The 19,729-nt window shown below is 71.8% G+C and carries 17 protein-coding genes; 13 read left to right on the forward strand and 4 right to left on the reverse strand.

Annotation, left to right across the window (positions count from 1 at the left end; translation table 11 throughout):
* Nucleotides 1-272: 272 nt before the first annotated feature.
* Nucleotides 273-2,546: a polyribonucleotide nucleotidyltransferase gene (locus D8M35_RS01895; protein WP_126890288.1), complete on the forward strand. Its 2,274-nt coding sequence runs from the start codon at nt 273-275 to the stop codon at nt 2,544-2,546.
* A gap of 197 nt (nt 2,547-2,743) precedes the next feature.
* Here the strand turns inward: D8M35_RS01895 and D8M35_RS01900 are convergent, their stop codons facing one another.
* Nucleotides 2,744-3,271: a YbhB/YbcL family Raf kinase inhibitor-like protein gene (locus tag D8M35_RS01900; RefSeq protein WP_126890289.1), complete on the reverse strand. Its 528-nt coding sequence runs from the start codon at nt 3,269-3,271 to the stop codon at nt 2,744-2,746.
* A gap of 118 nt (nt 3,272-3,389) precedes the next feature.
* Nucleotides 3,390-4,037 (reverse strand): TetR/AcrR family transcriptional regulator, encoded by a 648-nt coding sequence (locus D8M35_RS01905; protein ID WP_174234672.1) that lies wholly within the window; start codon nt 4,035-4,037, stop codon nt 3,390-3,392.
* Nucleotides 4,038-4,282: 245 nt separating this feature from the next.
* Between D8M35_RS01905 and D8M35_RS01910 the strand changes: the two genes are divergently transcribed.
* Both D8M35_RS01910 and D8M35_RS01915 read left to right on the forward strand, forming a co-directional pair.
* Nucleotides 4,283-5,617: a pitrilysin family protein gene (locus D8M35_RS01910; RefSeq protein ID WP_126890291.1), complete on the forward strand. Its 1,335-nt coding sequence runs from the start codon at nt 4,283-4,285 to the stop codon at nt 5,615-5,617.
* 5 nt (nt 5,618-5,622) lie between these two features.
* Nucleotides 5,623-6,225, forward strand: a complete 603-nt coding sequence (locus tag D8M35_RS01915; protein ID WP_126890292.1) for a histidine phosphatase family protein — start codon at nt 5,623-5,625, stop codon at nt 6,223-6,225.
* A gap of 50 nt (nt 6,226-6,275) precedes the next feature.
* On the opposite strand, the gene D8M35_RS01920 is transcribed toward D8M35_RS01915, so the two are convergent.
* Complete coding sequence (locus D8M35_RS01920) at nt 6,276-6,782, reverse strand: GNAT family N-acetyltransferase (RefSeq protein WP_126890293.1); 507 nt, start codon at nt 6,780-6,782, stop codon at nt 6,276-6,278.
* 23 nt (nt 6,783-6,805) lie between these two features.
* Here D8M35_RS01920 and dapB point away from each other — a divergent pair, with 23 nt between their 5' ends.
* Both dapB and D8M35_RS01930 read left to right on the forward strand, forming a co-directional pair.
* Nucleotides 6,806-7,558, forward strand: a complete 753-nt coding sequence (gene dapB, locus D8M35_RS01925) for a 4-hydroxy-tetrahydrodipicolinate reductase (RefSeq protein WP_126890294.1) — start codon at nt 6,806-6,808, stop codon at nt 7,556-7,558.
* Nucleotides 7,559-7,605: 47 nt separating this feature from the next.
* A complete protein-coding gene (locus D8M35_RS01930; protein WP_126890325.1) occupies nt 7,606-8,022 on the forward strand; it encodes a tetratricopeptide repeat protein in 417 nt (138 codons plus the stop codon).
* A 107-nt stretch (nt 8,023-8,129) separates the two neighbouring features.
* On the opposite strand, the gene D8M35_RS01935 is transcribed toward D8M35_RS01930, so the two are convergent.
* A complete protein-coding gene (locus tag D8M35_RS01935; RefSeq protein ID WP_126890295.1) occupies nt 8,130-9,041 on the reverse strand; it encodes a TIGR01777 family oxidoreductase in 912 nt (303 codons plus the stop codon).
* A gap of 73 nt (nt 9,042-9,114) precedes the next feature.
* On the opposite strand from D8M35_RS01935, the gene D8M35_RS01940 reads away from it, so the two are divergent.
* The 8 genes from D8M35_RS01940 to D8M35_RS01975 all read left to right on the forward strand — a co-directional run bounded on the left by D8M35_RS01940 (nt 9,115) and on the right by D8M35_RS01975 (nt 19,726).
* Nucleotides 9,115-9,954, forward strand: coding sequence for a thymidylate synthase (locus tag D8M35_RS01940; protein WP_274542758.1), 840 nt, complete (start codon nt 9,115-9,117; stop codon nt 9,952-9,954).
* Nucleotides 9,954-10,460: a dihydrofolate reductase gene (locus D8M35_RS01945; protein WP_126890296.1), complete on the forward strand. Its 507-nt coding sequence runs from the start codon at nt 9,954-9,956 to the stop codon at nt 10,458-10,460. Before D8M35_RS01940 ends, D8M35_RS01945 begins: the two co-directional genes overlap by 1 nt.
* A 232-nt stretch (nt 10,461-10,692) precedes the next feature.
* Nucleotides 10,693-11,670, forward strand: a complete 978-nt coding sequence (gene dapA, locus D8M35_RS01950; protein ID WP_126890297.1) for a 4-hydroxy-tetrahydrodipicolinate synthase — start codon at nt 10,693-10,695, stop codon at nt 11,668-11,670.
* Between the two features lie 44 nt (nt 11,671-11,714).
* Nucleotides 11,715-13,391, forward strand: coding sequence for a ribonuclease J (locus tag D8M35_RS01955; protein WP_126890298.1), 1,677 nt, complete (start codon nt 11,715-11,717; stop codon nt 13,389-13,391).
* Nucleotides 13,392-13,572: 181 nt separating this feature from the next.
* Nucleotides 13,573-14,580 (forward strand): efflux RND transporter periplasmic adaptor subunit, encoded by a 1,008-nt coding sequence (locus D8M35_RS01960; RefSeq protein ID WP_161972562.1) that lies wholly within the window; start codon nt 13,573-13,575, stop codon nt 14,578-14,580.
* Nucleotides 14,577-15,287, forward strand: a complete 711-nt coding sequence (locus D8M35_RS01965) for an ABC transporter ATP-binding protein (RefSeq protein WP_126890300.1) — start codon at nt 14,577-14,579, stop codon at nt 15,285-15,287. Before D8M35_RS01960 ends, D8M35_RS01965 begins: the two co-directional genes overlap by 4 nt.
* Nucleotides 15,284-16,552, forward strand: coding sequence for an ABC transporter permease (locus tag D8M35_RS01970; RefSeq protein WP_126890301.1), 1,269 nt, complete (start codon nt 15,284-15,286; stop codon nt 16,550-16,552). The genes D8M35_RS01965 and D8M35_RS01970 overlap by 4 nt, the downstream gene beginning before the upstream one ends.
* 144 nt (nt 16,553-16,696) lie before the next feature.
* Nucleotides 16,697-19,726, forward strand: coding sequence for a DNA translocase FtsK (locus tag D8M35_RS01975; RefSeq protein ID WP_126890302.1), 3,030 nt, complete (start codon nt 16,697-16,699; stop codon nt 19,724-19,726).
* Nucleotides 19,727-19,729: the final 3 nt, after the last annotated feature.

The raw sequence follows: 19,729 nt of genomic DNA on the forward strand, positions 1-19,729 counted from the left end.
GGAGCAACGCCCGCCCGGCGCCTGAGGACTGGTAAAGTCCTCATCGTCCGGGGACCGTTCTCCGGACGTCACGCTCCGGACGTCACACTCGCGGAGCTGGCACACAACACTGCGCAGACCGGGCACGGAGCTGGTCATCGGTGGTGGCTCGCGGGCCGTTCGGAGTCCCGAGTGCTTCTACTGCTGGCCAGACATGCGCCCCGACCCCTCGGCGCGCACGCACCACGAGTGCCGTCGCCCAGGTCTGCCGAACACGTCAAGGAGGCACCCTTTTGGAGGGTCCCGAGATCAAGTTCGCCGAAGCCGTCATCGACAACGGCAAGTTCGGCAAGCGCGTCGTCCGGTTCGAGACCGGCCGCCTCGCACAGCAGGCCCAGGGCGCGGTCGCCGCGTACCTCGACGAGGAGACCATGCTCCTCTCGGCCACCAGCGCCGGCAAGCACCCGCGCGAGGGCTTCGACTTCTTCCCGCTGACGGTCGACGTCGAGGAGCGCTCGTACGCCGCCGGCAAGATCCCCGGCTCGTTCTTCCGTCGCGAGGGCCGTCCGAGCACCGAGGCGATCCTCGTCTGCCGGCTCATCGACCGGCCGCTGCGTCCGTCGTTCGTCGACGGCCTGCGCAACGAGGTCCAGATCGTCATCACCGTCCTGAGCATCGCGCCGGACGAGTTCTACGACGCGCTCGCGATCAACGCGGCGTCCGCGTCGACCCAGATCTCCGGTCTGCCGTTCTCCGGCCCGATCGCCGGTGTGCGCCTCGCACTGATCGGTGACCAGTGGGTCGCGTTCCCGAAGGCCTCGCAGCTGGCCGACGCCGTCTTCGACCTCACCGTCGCGGGCCGTGTCGTCACCGACGAGCAGGGCAACGAGGACGTCGCCATCATGATGGTCGAGGCCGAGGCGACCGAGCACGCCTGGGGTCTCATCCAGGGCGGGGCGACCAAGCCCGACGAGGCGATCGTCGCGCAGGGCCTCGAGGCGGCCAAGCCGTTCCTCAAGGTCCTGGTCGAGGCGCAGGCGAAGATGGCCGCGCAGTCGGCCAAGGAGATCCAGGACTACCCGGTCTTCCCGCCGTACGCGCCCGAGGTCTACTCCGCGGTCGAGGCACTCGCCCTCGACGAGCTGAAGGACGTCTACCAGATCGCCGGCAAGGTCGAGCGTCAGGACAAGGACGACGCCCTGAAGGCCCGCGTCAAGGAGGCCGTCGCCGCCAAGGTCGAGGCCGGGGAGCTCCCCGACAGCGCCGTCGGCCAGGTCGGTGCCGCCTACAAGTCGGTCACGAAGAAGGTCGTCCGCGGCCGCATCCTGACCGAGCAGGTACGCATGGACGGTCGCGGCCTCGCCGACATCCGTCCGCTCGACGCCGAGGTCGCCGTGATCCCGCGCGTCCACGGTTCCGCGGTGTTCCAGCGCGGCGAGACGCAGATCCTCGGCGTCACCACGTTGAACATGCTCAAGATGGAGCAGCAGATCGACTCGCTGTCGCCCGTCACGAAGAAGCGCTACCTGCACCACTACAACTTCCCGCCCTACTCGACCGGTGAGACCGGCCGTGTCGGTTCGCCGAAGCGTCGCGAGATCGGGCACGGCTTCCTCGCCGAGCGCGCCCTCGTGCCGGTGCTGCCGTCGCGCGAGGAGTTCCCGTACGCCATCCGCCAGGTGTCCGAGGCGCTGAGCTCCAACGGCTCGACGTCGATGGGCTCGGTCTGCGCGTCGACGCTGTCGCTCCTCAACGCCGGTGTGCCGCTGCGCGCCCCGGTCGCGGGCATCGCGATGGGCCTCGTCTCCGACACCGTCGACGGCCAGACCCGCTACGCGGCGCTGACCGACATCCTCGGTGCCGAGGACGCCCTCGGTGACATGGACTTCAAGGTCGCCGGCACGTCGGAGTTCGTCACCGCGATCCAGCTCGACACGAAGCTCGACGGCATCCCGTCGTCGGTCCTCGACGCCGCGCTGAAGCAGGCCAAGGAGGCCCGCTCGGCCATCCTCGGTGTCCTCAACGAGGCCATCGACGGACCGGACGAGATGGCCGACACCGCCCCGCGCGTGATCTCGGTCAACATCCCGGTCGACAAGATCGGCGAGCTGATCGGCCCGAAGGGCAAGACGATCAACGGCATCCAGGACGAGACCGGCGCCGACATCTCGATCGAGGACGACGGCACCGTCTACATCGGCGCCGTCGACGGCCCGTCGGCCGAGGCCGCACGCGCTCAGGTCAACGCGATCGCGAACCCGACGAACCCGGAGATCGGGGACCAGTTCCTCGGCACGGTCGTCAAGATCGCGACGTTCGGTGCCTTCGTGTCGCTGCTCCCGGGCCGCGACGGTCTGCTCCACGTCTCCGAGGTCCGCAAGCTCGCCGGTGGCAAGCGTGTCGAGAACGTCGAGGACGTCCTCGGCGTCGGCCAGAAGGTCCTGGTCGAGGTCACCAAGGTGGACGACCGCGGCAAGCTCTCGCTCGCGCCGGTCGTCGCGGACGAGGTCGACACCGAGGGCCGCGAGGGTCACGAGAAGCACACCGAGGACAACGCCGAGGGTTGATCCCTCGCGCCTCGCGCTGCTGACACGGCAACGGCCGCCGCTCCTGCTGGAGCGGCGGCCGTTGCCGTGTGTGCGGCGCTCTGCGGGCGCGAGACTCGGGCTGTGCGACGGTTCTCGGGCCCCGGAGCACGAGAACCGTCGCTGACGCCGAGACTCGGCGCCCGGCCCTCCGGCGGCGGGCGCTCCCGCGGCGAGCGTCAGGACGCGGGCGTCTCCTGCGTGCCGGTCAGCTGCGCGCGGCCGAGCAGGTGCTCCCGGAGCAGGAAGCCGACGACGGCCGGGGTGGCATCGGCGGGCGCCTCGAGCACCGGCACGTCGAGTGCGCTGACGGTGAAGACGTAGCGGTGGGGTCCGTGGCCGGCGGGCGGTGCAGCGCCGAGGAAGGTGTCGGTGCCGTACTCGTTGCGGCGGCGCAGTGCCTCGGCGGGCAGCAGCGCGTCGTCGGTCCCGGCGCCCTGCGGCAGCGAGGTGGTCGACGCCGGGACGTCCGTCAGGCTCCAGTGCCAGAAGCCCGAGCCGGTCGGCGCGTCGGGGTCGTACACGGTGAGGACGTAGCTCTGCGTGCCCTCGGGTGCGCCGGACCACTCGAGCGCGGGGGAGCGGTCCTCGCCGCCGACGTCGGAGCCGCGCGCCCAGTCGGGCAGCGCGCCACCGTCGGTGAAGTCGGGGCTCGTCAGGGTGAACGTGGGGACCTCGGGGAGGTTCCAGTTGGGGTCGTTGGCCATGCGTTCCAGCCAACACCCGCGGGCTGTCCCGAGGGTGGGACGTACGAGGGTGGGACGGACGGGAGGCGCGTGGCGGCGCCGCCCTCCGCCTCCCGGCAGCGCCGAGGCGCCAGCGAGGTCAGCGCGTGATGACGCGCTCGACGACCCGTCCGAGCGCTGCCGTCGCGGCGATCGCGTCGCCGGCGTACGCACCGGCCATCACGCCGTCGCGCGCGAGCATGAGCTCGTCGGCACCGTCACCCGGCATCGGGTGTCCGGCGCGCTGCAGCAGCGCGAAGAGCTGTTCCGTGTACCAGTCACGGTGTGCAGCGACGACCTGGCGGACCGGGTCGCGGGGGTCGTGGTACTCCGCAGCCGCGTTCAGGAAGGCGCAGCCACGGAAGTCGGGGCGTCCGACGTCGTCGGAGACCGCTGCGACCCAGGCGCGGACGGCCTCGACCGGGGTGGCTGCCTCGTCGACCAGCCGCGTGAACGCCTGCTGCACCCGCTCGTCCTGCGCGCGGATGTAGGCCAGGATCAGGTTGTCCTTCGACCCGTAGTGCTTGTAGAACGTCGCCTTCGTGACGCTCGCCTCGGAGATGAGGCGGTCGACGCCCACGCCCCGGATGCCCTCCTCGTAGAAGAGCTTCGACGCGGTCTCGAGGATGCGGACCTTCGCGCCGCCGGAGCGGGGAGTCGGGGGGACGCTCGACCCGTCCGGCGACGCGAGGTTCGTGCTCGGGCCCGGGAGACGCTGGACGGTCGGTTGGGGGGAATCGACCGTCACAGCGCTGCTCCTCGGACTCATCGGCTCCGCGGGGGAGTGGGGGGACTCCGCCGCGCAGGACTGATGTCCCGAGCCACCGGGTCGGAATCTAGGGGGGCTTCCGACCCGATGTGACGACTGTACCACAGGGAGGACAGACAGACGAGTCTTTCTATCCTCCTCGTCCGTACCCCACTTCGAGGTACGCGCCGTGAGGCTGTGGAAACTGGATGGCGAGCCCGCACGGGTCAGTAGGCTCTCCTGCGATGAACCAGCCAGTGCCGTTGCCGCTCGAGGCCCAGGACACGTCCTTCCTGACGTCCGGTGGTGCCTTCGTCCGTCGATCCGTGCTGCCGTCCGGTGTCCGGGTCCTGACCGAGTCGGTCCCGGGAGCGAGTTCGACCAGCCTCGGCTTCTGGGTCGGTGTCGGTTCCCGCGACGAGCGCGAAGGCCAGTTCGGGTCGACGCACTTCCTCGAACACCTGTTGTTCAAGGGCACCGGACGACGCAGCGCACTCGACATCGCCATCGCGTTCGACTCCGTGGGCGGTGAGCACAACGCCGCGACCGCCAAGGAGTACACCTGCTACTACGCCCGCGTCCGGGACACCGACGTCCCGATGGCGGTCGAGGTGATCGGCGACATGGTCACCGGTTCGGTGCTCGACGCGGACGCCTTCGCGGTCGAACGCGGTGTCATCCTCGAAGAGCTGGCGATGGCCGCCGACGACCCGGCCGACGTCGCGGGCGAGGCCTTCTTCGCCGCGGCGTTCGACGGGCACCCTCTCGGGCGTCCGATCGGCGGGACACCCGAGAGCATCCGTGCCGTCGGGCGCGACGAGGTGCTCGACCACTACCGCGAGCACTACGCGCCGAACGGCATCGTCGTCACCGCGGCCGGTGCCGTCGACCACGACCGCTTCCGCGAACTCGTCGAGCGCGTGTTCCGCGACGCTCCGAAGGCCTCGCCGCTCGCCCGACGGACGCCGCAGACGGTGGCCGACCCCGCCGTGGCGCGCCTCGCGGTCGCGCACCGCCCGACCGAACAGGTCAGCATGCTCCGCGGCTCCCAGGGCCTCGACCTGCGCGACGACCGCCGCCCGGTCCTCAGCGTGCTCAACGCCGTGCTGGGCGGTGGCATGAGCTCCCGCCTGTTCCAGGAGGTCCGGGAGCGCCGCGGCCTCGCCTACGCCGTGTCGTCCTTCGCCCCGGCGTACCTCGACAACGGCGCGTTCGGCGTCTACGCAGGCTGTGCTCCGGACAACGTCGCCGGTGTCGTCGAGATCATCGACGCCGAGTTCGCCCGCATGGTCGACGACGGCATCACCGAGGACGAGCTCCGCCGCGCCAAGGGGCAGATCGAGGGTGCCCTGACGCTCTCGCTCGAGGACTCCGACGCGCGCATGACGCGGCTCGGGCGATCCGAGCTCGGCACCGGTGAGTTCACCGACCTCGGTACCGCGCTGCAGCGGGTCGACCGGGTCACCACCGGCGACGTGCTCGACCTGGCGCGCGACCTGCTCACCCGGCCGACCATCACCTCGGTGGTCGGTGCCGTGCAGCGGGACGAGCTCGCAGCGGCCCTCGGCGTCGAGGGGTGACGGACGTGTCGCACTACCTGTACCTCGTCCGGCACGGTGAGCACCAGGACGCCGAGCACGGGCTCCGTGACGGCAAGCTCTCCGAACGCGGGAAGCGTCAGGCGGTGCTCGTGGCCGACCGGCTCGGCGGGGTGCCCTTCGACGGTGTGTACCACTCGCCGCTCGACGCCCCGAGCGAGACGGCGGCGTACCTCGCGCAGCGGCTGCCCTCGATCCAGCCCGAGCCCTCGACGCTGCTCTTCGACTGCATCCCGTCCGGGCCGACACCGGACATGCCGCACGCCTACCAGGGCTGGTACGGCGGTGTGACCGAGGAGGAGATCGTCGCCGGGCAGGCCCAGATGGGCGACGCCGTGGCCGAGTTCTTCACGCCGGCGCGGGAGGACCGCCACGACCTGCTCATCACCCACAACGCGGTGATCGGCTGGTTCGTCCGCGAGGCCTTCCAGGCCCCGGAGTGGCGCTGGATGGGCACGAACGTGGCGCACACCGCGCTGACGATCATCCGGATCCGCTCGGCGAAGCCGGCCGAGGTGGTCACCCTGAACGACCTGGCGCACCTGCCGGTGGAGCTCCGCACGGGGCTGCCGGTCGAACAGCCCGTCTAGCGTCCCGCCACGGACCGGGGCACGGGTCCGGCCTGGAGGCGCGACACCGGTCAGCGCACCGGCAGGCGGTACCAGGCGGTCGCGTTCGGGTTGTCGTTGAACGCCGCGACGCGCCGGTAGCCGCGGCTCCGGTACATCGCACCCGCGGCGACGAGCGAGTCGTTCGTGTCGAGGACGACGCTCGTGGCGCCGAGGTCGCGCGCGGCGTGTTCCAGGGCGTCCATCACCGCGGTGCCGACGCCCCGTCCACGCCCGGCGGGGGCGACGTAGACGTGCTTGACCTCGAACCACGCGTCGTCGCGCTCGCCCCCGTCACCCGGATGAGCAGGGATCCGTCGCAGGCCACCGCAGCCGACCGGGCGCGACCCGTCGTCGTCCACCTCGTACGCCACCACGAACACGCCGTCCGGCGCCGTGAACTCGACGGCCGGGGTGCGCTTCCGCGAGTACGAGCCCTGTGCGCTCGGGAACGTCGCCTCGCGCTCGTCGAGGTAGGCGTCGAGCAGGGCGTCGACCTCGGGCGCGTCGGCGGGGACGGACCTGACCTGGAGCGGCATGCGTCGATCCTAGGATGGAGCCCATGGTCACTCCCGTCGCCGTCGTCGGCGCCACCGGTCGTCTCGGGGGCCTGGTGGCCTCCGTCGTGGAGTCGCTCGACGGCTTCGAGCTCGTCGCGTCGCTGTCCTCGCGGGACGCCGTGCACGAGGCCCCGCCGTCGGTGTTCGGCGGCGCGACCGTCGTCGTCGACGTCACCGTCCCCGCGCTGAGCCCCGCGATCGTCGAGCACGCCCTGGCGAGCGGCGCGAACGTCCTCGTCGGGACCTCGGGCTGGTCGCTCGACCGCCTGGCGAAGCTCCGCGCCGGACTCGAGGCACGACCCGACCAGGGTGCCCTCGTCGTCCCGAACTTCTCGATCGGCTCGGTGCTCGCGACGCACCTCGCCACGATCGCCGCGCCGTGGTTCCCGTCCGTCGAGATCGTCGAGACCCACCACGCGGGCAAGGTCGACAGCCCGTCGGGGACCGCCGTCCGGACCGCCGAGCTCATCGCGGACGCCCGCCGTGAGGTCGGACCCGTCGACGCCCCGCACGTCGACCAGCGTGCCCGTGGGCAGCAGGTGGCGAGCGTCCCGATCCACTCGCTCCGTCTGCCGGGCGTCACGGCCGTGCAGGACGTGCTGCTCAGCGGCCCGGGCGAGACCGTCACGATCCGCCACGACACGACCGACCACGTGGCGTACGTCGCCGGCATCCGCGCTGCGTTGTCCGCCGTGGTCGGTGCCCGCGGGCTGACCGTCGGGCTCGGCAGCGTCCTCGGCATCGGTCAGCCGTGACCCCGATCTGGCGGTCCCTCCGCTCACCGTTCTGGGGGGCGGCGCTGATGACCCTGCTGCTCGCGCTGTACATCGGACTCGTCGCGCAGCGTGCGGTCGCGTTCGTGCAGACCGGCCAGCCGATCGGCATCGGCATCGGCGTCGCGCTGTTCGTCGTCGCCGCGATCGGTGCGCTGCTGCTCGTGCTCGAGGTCCGCTTCGGCGTGCGCATCACCCGGCTCGGAGCCCGGCTCGAGCAGGAGGGCGCGACCCCGGACGAGGTCGTCCCCGTCCGCCCGTCGGGCCGGCCGACCCGGGACGCCGCCGACGAGCTGTTCCCGCGCTACCGGGACGCGGTCGAGGCCGACCCGGAGGACTGGCGCGGCTGGTACCGCCTGGGCATCGTCTACGACGCTGCCGGCGACCGCAAGCGGACGCGGGCGGCGATGCGGGCCGCGCTGGCGAAGGCGACGGCGACCCGCTGACGGACGGGAGGCCCGTGGCGGTGTCGCCACGGGCCTCCTGTCCGTCGGGTCGTCGGGTCGTTCTGTCGTCGGGTCGTTCCGGTCGTCGGGTCGTTCCCGTCGTCGGGTCAGAAGGCGGCGTCGACCGCGTCCTCGGCACGCTCGTACCGGAACCGGTAGCCGGACCTGGTGAGCTTCCGAGGCACCATCCGCTGGCTGGAGAGCAGCATCTCGTCCGCCGCCTCGCGGAGCAGCGTGCGCAGGGCGAAGGCCGGCACGCTGAACAGGTAGGGGCGGTGCAGGTCGTCGGCGACACGACGGGTGATGCGGTTCGACACCGCGGCCTCCGGTCCGGCCAGGTTGACGGGGCCGCGCACGTCGGCGGCGTCGGGGCTGGTCGCGAGGTGCACGATCGCGCCGACCTCGTCCTCGAGCGCGATCCACGGCCAGAACTGTCCGCCGGTGCCGAGCTTGCCGCCGAGCCCCGCCTTCGTGAGGGGGACGAGGGGTGCGAGCGCGCCACCGCCCTGCCCGACCACGATGCCGGTGCGGAGCAGGACGACGCGGACGCCCTCGGGGGCGGCGGTCGCGGCGGCCTCCCACTTCGTGCAGACGTCGGCGAGGAAGCCCCGGCCGGCTTCGGCGTCGTCGTCGAGGACGTCGACGGGACGGTCGCCGTAGACGCCCGAAGCCGAACCGGACAGGAAGAGCGCCGGCGGGTTCGCGGCGTGGCGCATCGCCTCGACGAGGGTCTCGGTGGCCTGGACCCGCGAGTCGAGGATCTGCTGCTTGTAGGACGCGGTCCACGGCAGCTTGCCGATGTTCGCTCCGGCGAGGTTGATCACGACGTCGGCGCCGTCGAGCACCGCCGGGTCGAGCGGCCGGGTGCCGGGGGACCAGCGGAACGCGCTCGCGGTGCGGGGTTCGCTGCGGGTCAGCGTGGTGACGTGGTGTCCGGCCTCGCGCAGGGCACGGACGAGGGGGGTCCCGATGAAACCGGACGCACCGGCGACGAGGATCGAGAGCGGCTGGGTCGACATGGGGGCCACGGTACTCAGCCGGCTCCGGGCTTCGCCGCGTGGTCCCGCCGCTTGGTGGACGTAGGCTCTCCGTGTGAGCGAGACCGTGCAGCCCGATCCCACCGTCCCCACCCCGGCCGTGCCGACTCCCTACGAGGACCTGCTGCGTCGGGTGCTCGAGGAGGGCACGCCGAAGGGCGACCGCACCGGCACCGGCACGCGCAGCATCTTCGGGGCGCAGCTCCGCTACGACCTGTCGCAGGGCTTCCCGCTGGTCACGACCAAGCGGGTGCACTTCAAGTCCGTGGCGTACGAGCTGCTCTGGTTCCTGCGCGGCGACGGCAACGCCCGCTGGCTGCAGGAGCACGGCGTCCGCATCTGGAACGAGTGGGCGCACGAGGACGGCGACCTCGGCCCGGTGTACGGCGTGCAGTGGCGCTCGTGGCCGACCCCGTCCGGCGAGCACGTCGACCAGATCGCCCAGGTCATCGAGCAGATCCGCACGAACCCGGACTCCCGGCGACTCATCGTGTCGGCGTGGAACGTCGCCGACGTGCCGGAGATGGCGCTCGCCCCGTGCCACGCGTTCTTCCAGTTCTCCGTCAACGACGGCAAGCTCTCGTGCCAGCTGTACCAGCGGAGCGCGGACATGTTCCTCGGTGTGCCGTTCAACATCGCCTCGTACGCGCTGCTCACCCACATGATCGCCGCACAGACCGGGCTCGAGGTCGGCGACTTCGTGTGGACCGGCGGCGACTGCCACGTGTACGACAACCACGTCGAGCAGGTCCGCGAGCAGCTCTCCCGCACGGCGTACCCGTACCCGACGCTCGAGATCGCCCCGCGCGACTCGATCGACGACTACGTGTACGAGGACTTCACCGTCGTCGGGTACGAACACCACCCCGCCATCAAGGCCGCGGTCGCCGTCTGATGGGCTGGACCGAGCCCGTCCGTGGCGTCGGCATGGTCTGGGCCCGCACGGCGTCCGGCGTCATCGGTGCCGACGGGGGCATCCCGTGGCACGTGCCCGAGGACCTCGCGCACTTCCGGCAGGTCACCGGTGACGGGGTCGTCGTGATGGGCCGGCGCACCTGGGACTCGTTGCCGCCGCGGTTCCGGCCGCTGCCCGGACGGCGGAACGTCGTGCTGACGCGGGACGCCTCGTGGTCGGCCGAGGGTGCCGAGGTCGTGCACGACCTGGCGACCGCACTCGACACCGACGAGCCCGTGTGGGTGATCGGCGGGGGAGCGGTGTACGCCGACGCGCTGCCGTTCGCCGACCGGGTCTCCGAGACGATCGTCGACGTCGAGGTCCCGGGCGACACCCGCGCGCCGGCGCTCGACGACGCGTGGGAGCTCGCCGACGAGGGACCGTGGCAGGAGTCCCGCGTCGACGGCACCCGCTACCGCTTCCTGGAGTGGCGCCGCCGCGCGTAGCGCTGCGCGGTCGCGGCCCGGCCCTGCCGGAGCGTCGAACCACGGAACCGACGTCGAACCAGCCGCTGACGCTGGTTCGACGTCGGGAACGTGGTTCGACGCGGTGGACCGCCGCCGGTGCCGGGCGGGACCGGCCGCGACGGGAGCGAGCCGCGCCTCCCGACCGTCCGAACGCCGCGCACCGTCCGACCGGACGGCGGCCCCGGCGCACATCCCCGGTACGCTGGTGCGCGTGTCCCCGCGTGAGAATCCCTTCGGTCAGGTCCTCGTCGCCCTCGTGACGCCGTTCACGGCCGACGGCGAGGTCGACTGGCCCGGCGTCGAGCAGCACATCGACGACTGCATCACCGCCGGCGCCGACGGCATCGTCGTCACCGGGACGACCGGCGAGACGAGCACGCTGACCGACCCCGAGAAGCTCCGGCTGGTCGAGGTCGGCAAGTCCGTCGCCGCGGGCCGCGCGAAGATCATCACAGGCGGCGGCTCGAACGAGACCGCGCACGCGATCCACCTCTACAAGCAGAGCGAGAAGGCCGGCGCCGACGGCGTGATGATCGTCACGCCGTACTACAACAAGCCGACGCAGTCGGGCGTGCTCACGCACTTCCGGATGATCGCCGACGCGACCGACCTGCCGGTGATCCTGTACGACATCCCGGGTCGCACCGGCATCCCGATCACGTACGAGACCATCGTGCGGGCGTCGCACCACCCGAACATCCTCGCCGTGAAGGACGCCAAGGGCGACTTCGCCGAGGTCTCCCGGGTGCTGAACAACACCGACCTCATGTACTTCTCGGGCGACGACACGAACGTGCTCCCGCACCTGTCGATCGGCGCGACCGGTCTGATCGGTGTGACGGCGAACATCACGAGCACGCCGTACCGCACGATCGTCGACGCCGTGAACCGCGGCGACCTCGCGACCGCGACCGCCGAGCACAAGCGCGTCGAACCACTCGTCCGCGCGATCATGACGCACGTCCCCGGCACCGTCGCCGCGAAGTACGTCCTGCACGGGCTCGGCCGCATCGGGAGCCCGCGCGTCCGACTGCCGCTCGTCGGCCCCGAGGACACCGAGGCCTACGCCATCGAGACCTCCCTCGAGGCGGTCCGGAACATCCCCGGCGCCGACTTCTCGAACTTCCGCCCCGACCGCAACGCGGCGGCCGGCGGCGCACTGCCGAAGGTGCCAGGCACCACACGTTAGGAAGACCGCGGCGCCGCAGCGCGTCGCACGACAGTCAGGACCGAATGCCCACCCAGCTCTCCACACCGCAGCCGCTCGAACCCGGCACCCTCCGCGTCATCCCCGTCGGGGGCCTCGGCGAGATCGGTCGCAACATGACCGTCTACGAGTTCGACGGCAAGCTGCTGATCGTCGACGCCGGCGTGCTCTTCCCCGAGGAGCACCAGCCGGGCGTCGACCTCATCCTCCCCGACTTCGGGCCGATCCGGGACCGCCTCGACGACGTCCTCGGTGTCGTGCTCACCCACGGGCACGAGGACCACATCGGCGCCGTCCCGTACCTGCTCAAGCTCAAGGGCGACATCCCCCTGATCGGCTCCACGCTGACCCTCGCGCTCGTCGAGGCGAAGCTCAAGGAGCACCGGATCAAGCCCTACACGCTCGTCGTGCAGGAGGACCAGACCGAGCAGCTCGGCCCGTTCCACCTCGAGTTCGTGGCCGTGAACCACTCGATCCCGGACGCCCTCGCCGTGGCGATCACCACCCCGGCCGGCCGCGTGCTGCACACGGGTGACTTCAAGATGGACCAGCTCCCGCTGGACGACCGCATCACCGACCTCCGCGCCTTCGCCCGTCTCGGCGAGCAGGGCGTCGACCTGTTCCTGCCGGACTCGACCAACGCCGACGTCCCCGGGTTCACCGCACCCGAGCGCGACATCGGACCGGTGCTCGAGAACGTCATCTCGCGCGCCCGCAAGAAGGTCGTCGTCGCGAGCTTCTCGTCGCACGTGCACCGCGTGCAGCAGGTCCTCGACGCCGCCGCCGCGACCAACCGCAAGGTCGCGTTCATGGGCCGGTCGATGATCCGCAACATGAACATCGCCGCCGAGCTCGGGTACCTCCGGGTGCCGGACGACGTGCTCATCGACACGAAGAAGGCGAAGAACGTCCCCGACGACCAGATCGTCTACATGTCGACGGGGTCGCAGGGCGAGCCGATGGCCGTGCTCGCGCGCATGGCGAACCTCGAGCACCAGATCGAGATCGGCGAGGGCGACACCGTCATCCTCGCGTCGAGCCTGATCCCGGGCAACGAGAACGCCGTCTACCGGGTGATCGACGGCCTGACGAAGCTCGGCGCCAAGGTCGTGCACAAGGGCAACGCGAAGGTGCACGTCTCCGGACACGCGTCCGCCGGCGAGCTCCTGTACTGCTACAACATCCTGCGTCCGCGGAACGTCCTGCCCGTGCACGGTGAGCACCGTCACCTGTACGCGAACGCCGACCTGGCGATCCAGACGGGCGTCCCGCCGCGCAACGTGATCCTCGGGCAGGACGGCATCGTCGTCGACCTCAAGGACGGCGTGGCCAGCGTCGCCGGCCAGCTCGACATCGGCTACGTCTACGTCGACGGGTCGACCGTCGGCGAGATCACCGACGCCGACCTCAAGGACCGCCGCGTCCTGGCGGAGGAGGGCTTCATCTCGATCTTCTGTGCCGTCGACTTCACGACCGGCCAGTGCGTGGTCGGCCCGGAGATCCAGTCCCGCGGCTTCGCCGAGGACGACTCGGTCTTCGACGACGTCCGCCCGCAGATCGCGAAGGCGCTCGCCGACGCGGCCGGCAACGGCACGCGCGACGCACACGCGTTCCAGCAGGTCGTCCGCCGCACCGTCGGCCGCTGGGTGAACACGAAGCACCGCCGCCGTCCGATGATCGTCCCGGTGGTCATCGAGGCGTAGGCACCCGCTCTGCACCCGGCCAGGAGGCTCGGCGCGCGTTCCCCGGGAACGTTCGCCGAGCCTCCTGGCCGTTGCTGTCGCGTCGCGGCCTCGGGGACGGCGTCCGGCTCGGCCGGGCGGCCACCCTGCGTCATCCCTCAGGCTGATGCTCCCTCGGTATGTCAGCCAATACCGTCCGAGGGTGACCGTCCTGCGTCGCTGGGTGTGGCCCGGCCTGAAGTTCCTCGTGTTCGCCGCCATCGCGGTGTCGCTCGTGCGCCTCGCCTTCTTCGCGGCGCAGCCGGACGACGCCGAGACGTTGCCGACCGCGCAGCTCGAGGACCCGACCGTCACCGTGCAGACGGGCGACGTCGTCAACGACGTCGAGGCGACCGGGACGATCGAGTCCGTCGCGTCGACGCCGGTGCGTTCGACCGCGGAGGGCACCGTCAACAAGGTGTTCGTGACGAACGGCACGCAGGTCCAGCAAGGAGCACCGATCATCGACCTGCGGGTGGAGACGCCCGCGACGGGGACGACCGAGGACGGTGAGCCGCTCCCCGCGACCGTGACCTTCGCGACCGTCGTCGCGTCGTCGTCCGGCACCGTCTCCGGACTCGACCTCGTGGCGAAGCAGCCCGTCGCGATCGGTGACACCGTTGCGCGCGTCGCCCCCGAGGCGTACCGCGTCACCGCCACCCTCAAGGCAGCGCAGCTCTACCGGTTGACGTCGCGTCCGTCGGACGCGACCGTGACGATCACCGACGGACCGGCGCCGTTCACCTGCACGAACCTGTCGCTCAGCTCCGCGGCGGCCGCGGGCAGCACCGCGACACCGGGCGCCGAGGGCACGGAGGACGCCCAGGCGACGGGCGGTGGCGCGACGCAGCTGCGGTGCGACGTCCCGGGCGACGTCACCGTGTTCCCCGGGCTCGAGGTCACGGTCGCCGTGTCCACCGGGTCGGCCGAGGGCGTGCTCACCCTGCCGACCACCGCCGTGCAGGGGACCGCCCAGCGCGGCGTCGTCACCGTGGTCGACGACGAGGGGAAGCGCTCCGAGCGCCAGGTCACCCTCGGGCTCAATGACGGCGAGACCGTCGAGGTCAGGGACGGACTGACGGAGGGCGACACGGTCCTGCAGTTCGTCCCCGGCAAGGAGGCGAAGCCCGACGAGGAGTCCACCGAGGACGGGACGGTGACGGGCGGATGAGCCTCGTGCACGTCCGCGACCTGCGGAAGTCCGTCGTCCTGCCGGACGGCTCGACGCTCGAGATCCTCCGCGGTGTCGACCTGGACGTCGCGGCGGACAGCCGCGTGGCGATCGTCGGCCGCTCGGGGTCGGGCAAGTCGACGCTCCTCAACGTCCTCGGCCTGCTCGACACCCCGACCGACGGGCTGCACGAGTTCGACGGGCAGGACGTCGGACGCGCCGGGTCCGTCCGACGCGATCACGTGCGCGGTGCGGACGTCGGGTTCGTCTTCCAGCAGTTCAACCTGCTCCAGGGCCGCACCGCGGTCGAGAACGTCGAGGTCCCGTTGCTCTACGCGACCGGTCGGGCGTTCTGGTCGCGCCGACGCCTGGCCCTCGAGATGCTCGACCGGGTCGGCCTGGCGGACCGCGCCGACACGCAGCCGCACCGGCTCTCCGGCGGCGAGCAGCAGCGGGTCGCCATCGCCCGGGCGCTCGTCCGGGCTCCCCGGCTCATCCTGGCCGACGAGCCGACCGGAGCGCTCGACGTCGACACCGGACGGGTGGTCATGGAGCTGCTCGAGACCGTCGCGGCCGAGACGGGCGCGGCACTCGTCACCATCACGCACGACGCAGCGGTCGCGGCGCGGGCGGACGTCGTGCACCGCATCGACCACGGACTCGTGGTTGACGACGTGGACGTCGCGACCGGGGCGGTGGCGGCGTGAACCGGCTGCTCACCACGGTCGTCGGGACCGTCGTCGAGTCCTGGCAGGAGCTCCGCGTGCACCGGGGCAGGGTCGTGCTCAGCCTGATCGGGGTCACCATCGCGGTGGCGTCGCTCGCGGTCGTCGTCGGCTTCGGAGCACTCGCGGAACGGGTCACGGCAGCCTTCAACGAGCAGTACGGCGGGCGACCGGCGACGTACCAGGTCACCGGGACGTCCTCCGCTGCCTCCTCCGCTGGCTCCTCCGCTGGGGACGGCACCGGGGCAGCAGCGGCCGCGGACGCCGACGCCCTCGACCGGGAGCTCCGCGCCGGGGCCGAGCGCTACCACGTCCGCTTCGCGACCGAGGCCTCCTGGACCCAGCGTCCGGTGCAGTTCCCGGACGGGGTCACCCTGGCGCAGGGCGTCACGGTCGACCCCGCGTACGCCGAGATGCACCGCGTGCGCGTCGACGACGGCTCCTGGTTCACCGAGGACGACCGGGACCGCCTCGCGCCGGCGCTCGTCGTCAACCAGGCGTTCCTGGACCGACTGGGCAGCCCGGACGTCGTCACGCACCCGGTCGTGCGCCTGCCGGGGACGCCCGACGTCACCGCCGTCGTGATCGGCCGGTACGTGTCGTCGGAGTACGACACCGAGCCGATGTTCTACCAGCTCGCGGACTCCGTCGCGACGGCGAACGCGGTGGCCTCGCCCGACGACGGCTCGCAGCGGCTCTTCGAGGTCTGGGTGCCCGAGCACGACGGCAAGGCGGTGGCGGCGCGCATCGCCTCGGACGCGGAGCGGGCGCTCGGTCCCGGGTGGACGGTCGACGCGACCCGGTCCGACGCGGCCGGTTCGGTCGACGGTGATCCCCTCGGCGCGTTGCGCTGGGTGATCGCGGGGGTCGCGGTCCTGGTCCTGGTGCTCGGTGGGCTCGGGCTCCTCAACGTGTCGCTCGTGAGCGTCCGGCAGCGGATCCGTGAGATCGGCATCCGTCGCGGCGTCGGTGCCACCGCCGGGCGGATCTTCGTGGCCGTGCTGCTCGAGAACGTGCTCGGCACGCTCGTCGCCGGTGGTGTCGGGGTGATGGTCGGCGCGGCGGTGCTCGGCAACGGGACGGTCCGTGGCCTGATCACGAACGGGGTCGACGTCGGGGGAGCACCCTTCCCGGTGGAGGCTGCGCTGATCGGGGTCGGCTCGGCGTTGCTGGTCGGGGCGCTCGCCGGGTTCCTGCCCGCGATCGTGGCGGTGCGGGTCAAGGTCATCGACGCGATCCGGTACTGACCGCGCGGGGCGTCCGGTCGGCGCGTCCGGTCGGGGCGCGCGCATCTGCCCGGCGCCCGCCACGGGGCGGGTGTGCGCGGGTGGGGCGTCGGGTCGCGGCGGGGCATCCACGGAATGTCCCGAGCGGGGATTAGGCTCCGTCGCATGGCCGGAGGCACCAAGTCGACCACGCGCTCGCGCGCGTCCACGTCGTCCCGCGGGAGCGGGTCGCGCGGAACGTCGCGCACGCAGGCGACGACGAAGAAGCTGCCGCAGGCCGCACCCACCCCGGTGTTCCGCGAGCAGAACCCCGTCGTGACCGCCTGGCTCGCGATGGCGCACGGCGTCGGCGCGCTCTTCCGCCTGCTCGGCAAGGAGACCCTCGCCAAGGACGAACGACGAGACGGCTTCCCGTTCCTGCTGTTCGTGCTCGCGCTCGCGGGCGGGGTCGTCGAGTGGCTCAACCCCACGAACCCGCTGTCCGTCACGCTCGACGCCTACACGTTCGGCGGGCTCTTCGGGCGGCTGGCGGTCGCGCTGCCCGTCATCATGATCGTCTTCGCGGGGTGGCTGTTCCGGCACCCCGCATCGGTGCACGACAACACCCGGATCGGCATCGGTCTCGGCCTGATGCTGGTGTCCATCGCGTCGCTCTGCCACGTGTTCGGCGGGCAGCCGAGCGCGTCCGACGGCATGGTCGCCCTCGCCGCCGCGGGTGGTGTGCTCGGCTGGGTCGTGATCAGCTGGTTGGTCGCGGTCGCCACCGTGTGGGTGGCGGTGCCGGTCGCGGTCGTGCTGCTCGTGCTGTCGCTCTTCATCATCACGAAGACGCCGCCGAACAAGACCGGTCGTCGCCTGCACGAGCTGTACGCGTACCTGTTCGGTGCGCCGGCCCCCGCGGCAGAGGACGACACCGTCACCGAGTCCGACGCGGCCCCGGCCGCGCCACGAGCGCGCACGTCGAAGCGGCGCACGAAGGACCAGATCGACTTCCCGCTCTTCGAGGACCTCGGGTTCGAGGACGAACAGCGCGCCGACGGCGGGGACGACCCCGCGAGCACCGTCCCCTGGTGGCGACGGAACAAGTCCGGGCGCGAGGAGGACCCGGCGTACGACAGCCCCGTGCTGCCCGCGTCGGCGACGCAGGCGGCCCCCGGTGCCGGAGCGGCTGCGAGTGCGGCTGCCCCTGCCGGGAGCCCGAACGCCGGCGCCGCTGCCGGCCTCGTTGACCACACGCCCGCGGTACCCGCCTCGGTGAACCTCAACGACTCGGTCGAGCACGACGCCGTGCACGGCGAGCAGCAGGTCGAGCAGGACCTCGCCGTCGCCGAGCAGGCCCTCCGCGACTTCGGCACCCCGGTGCCCGAGCAGCCCGCGGCGGTCGCCCGACCTGATGCCGGAGTCTCCCCGGTGGTCTCGCCGACCGCGCCCGAGCCCGAGGCGGCCGACGACGGCCTGCCCGCCGCCACCGCCGCCGCCGACGAGGACCCGGCGGCCCCGTACCGCCTGCCCGCGGCGACCACGCTCAGCGCCGGCACCCCCTCGGTCGCCAGGAGCCAGGCGAACGACGACATCGTCGCGGCGATCACCGGCGTGCTCACCGAGTTCAAGGTGGACGCCAAGGTCACGGGCTTCTCCCGCGGGCCGACGGTCACGCGCTACGAGATCGAGCTCGGCCCCGGCGTGAAGGTCGAGCGCGTCACCGCGCTGTCGAAGAACCTGTCGTACGCGGTCGCCTCGAACGAGGTCCGCATCCTGTCCCCGATCCCCGGCAAGAGCGCCATCGGCGTCGAGATCCCGAACACGGACCGCGAGATCGTCTCCCTCGGTGACGTCCTGCGCTCCGGCGCCGCCACCAAGTCGAAGCACCCGATGACCATCGGCGTCGGCAAGGACGTCGAGGGCGGGTTCGTCGTCGCCAACCTGGCGAAGATGCCGCACCTGCTCGTCGCGGGGTCCACGGGCTCCGGCAAGTCGGTGTTCATCAACTCGATGATCACGTCCCTGCTGATGCGCGCGAAGCCGTCCGAGGTCCGCATGGTCCTCGTCGACCCGAAGCGCGTCGAACTGTCGATCTACGCCGGGGTCCCGCACCTCATCACGCCCATCATCACGAACCCCAAGAAGGCCGCCGAGGCGCTGCAGTGGGTCGTGAAGGAGATGGACATGCGGTACGACGACCTGGCGTCCTTCGGGTTCCGGCACGTCGACGACTTCAACAAGGCCGTCCAGAACGACGAGATCGTGCTGCCCGCCGGCAGCGAGCGGAAGCTCAAGCCGTACCCGTACCTGCTGGTCGTCGTGGACGAGCTCGCGGACCTCATGCTCGTCGCCCCCCGCGACGTCGAGGAGTCGATCGTCCGCATCACCCAGCTCGCCCGTGCCGCCGGCATCCACCTCGTGCTCGCCACGCAGCGCCCGTCGGTCGACGTCATCACCGGTCTCATCAAGGCGAACGTCCCGTCGCGCGTCGCCTTCGCGGTGACGAGCGTCACCGACTCGCGGGTCATCCTCGACCAGCCGGGCGCGGACAAGCTCATCGGGCAGGGCGACGGGCTCTTCCTGCCGATGGGCTCGTCGAAGGCCGTCCGCGTGCAGGGCGCCTGGGTGCAGGAGAGCGAGGTCGCCGAGGTCGTCGCGCACGTCACGCGGCAGGCCCGGCCCGAGTACCGGCAGGACGTCCAGGCGGTGGTCGAGCGCAAGGAGATCGACGCCGACATCGGCGACGACCTCGAGCTGCTCCTCGCCGCCGTCGAGCAGGTCGTCTCGACCCAGTTCGGCTCGACGTCGATGCTGCAGCGCAAGCTCCGCGTCGGCTTCGCGAAGGCGGGTCGCCTGATGGACCTCATGGAGTCGCGCGACATCGTCGGTCCGTCCGAGGGATCCAAGGCCCGCGACGTGCTCGTCACGCCCGACCAGCTCCCCGGGGTGCTCGCGAAGCTCCGCGGCGAGGAGCCGCCGGCTGCCGAGGCACCGTCGGCGCGGCCGGGAGGCGCCACACCCGTCGACGGGGCCGGCGCCGGACCTTCCGTGGTCGGTTCCGGGGCTCCTGCCGGGCCTGGTGCCTCCGGCTCCGGCGGCCACGACGACGACCGCTACGGCTCGGACCCGGTGGCGGACATGACCCGCGGGTACCCTGAGGTCGAGGACGACGGCCCGGACGAGGACGCGTGGGGACTGACGGGCAGGGAGTGAGCG

The sequence above is a fragment of the Curtobacterium sp. HSID17257 genome (assembly GCF_003989515.1).
In the GTDB taxonomy this organism is placed as follows: Bacteria; Actinomycetota; Actinomycetes; order Actinomycetales; family Microbacteriaceae; genus Curtobacterium.

Coding starts and splice junctions, on each gene's coding strand:
- D8M35_RS01900 (WP_126890289.1), bottom strand. CDS start 3,271: ATGGCCAACGACCCCAACTGGAACCTCCCCGAGGTCCCCACGTTCACC.
- D8M35_RS01910 (WP_126890291.1), top strand. CDS start 4,283: ATGAACCAGCCAGTGCCGTTGCCGCTCGAGGCCCAGGACACGTCCTTC.
- D8M35_RS01920 (WP_126890293.1), bottom strand. CDS start 6,782: ATGCCGCTCCAGGTCAGGTCCGTCCCCGCCGACGCGCCCGAGGTCGAC.
- dapB (WP_126890294.1), top strand. CDS start 6,806: ATGGTCACTCCCGTCGCCGTCGTCGGCGCCACCGGTCGTCTCGGGGGC.
- D8M35_RS01930 (WP_126890325.1), top strand. CDS start 7,606: ATGACCCTGCTGCTCGCGCTGTACATCGGACTCGTCGCGCAGCGTGCG.
- D8M35_RS01935 (WP_126890295.1), bottom strand. CDS start 9,041: ATGTCGACCCAGCCGCTCTCGATCCTCGTCGCCGGTGCGTCCGGTTTC.
- D8M35_RS01945 (WP_126890296.1), top strand. CDS start 9,954: ATGGGCTGGACCGAGCCCGTCCGTGGCGTCGGCATGGTCTGGGCCCGC.
- D8M35_RS01955 (WP_126890298.1), top strand. CDS start 11,715: ATGCCCACCCAGCTCTCCACACCGCAGCCGCTCGAACCCGGCACCCTC.
- D8M35_RS01965 (WP_126890300.1), top strand. CDS start 14,577: ATGAGCCTCGTGCACGTCCGCGACCTGCGGAAGTCCGTCGTCCTGCCG.
- D8M35_RS01975 (WP_126890302.1), top strand. CDS start 16,697: ATGGCCGGAGGCACCAAGTCGACCACGCGCTCGCGCGCGTCCACGTCG.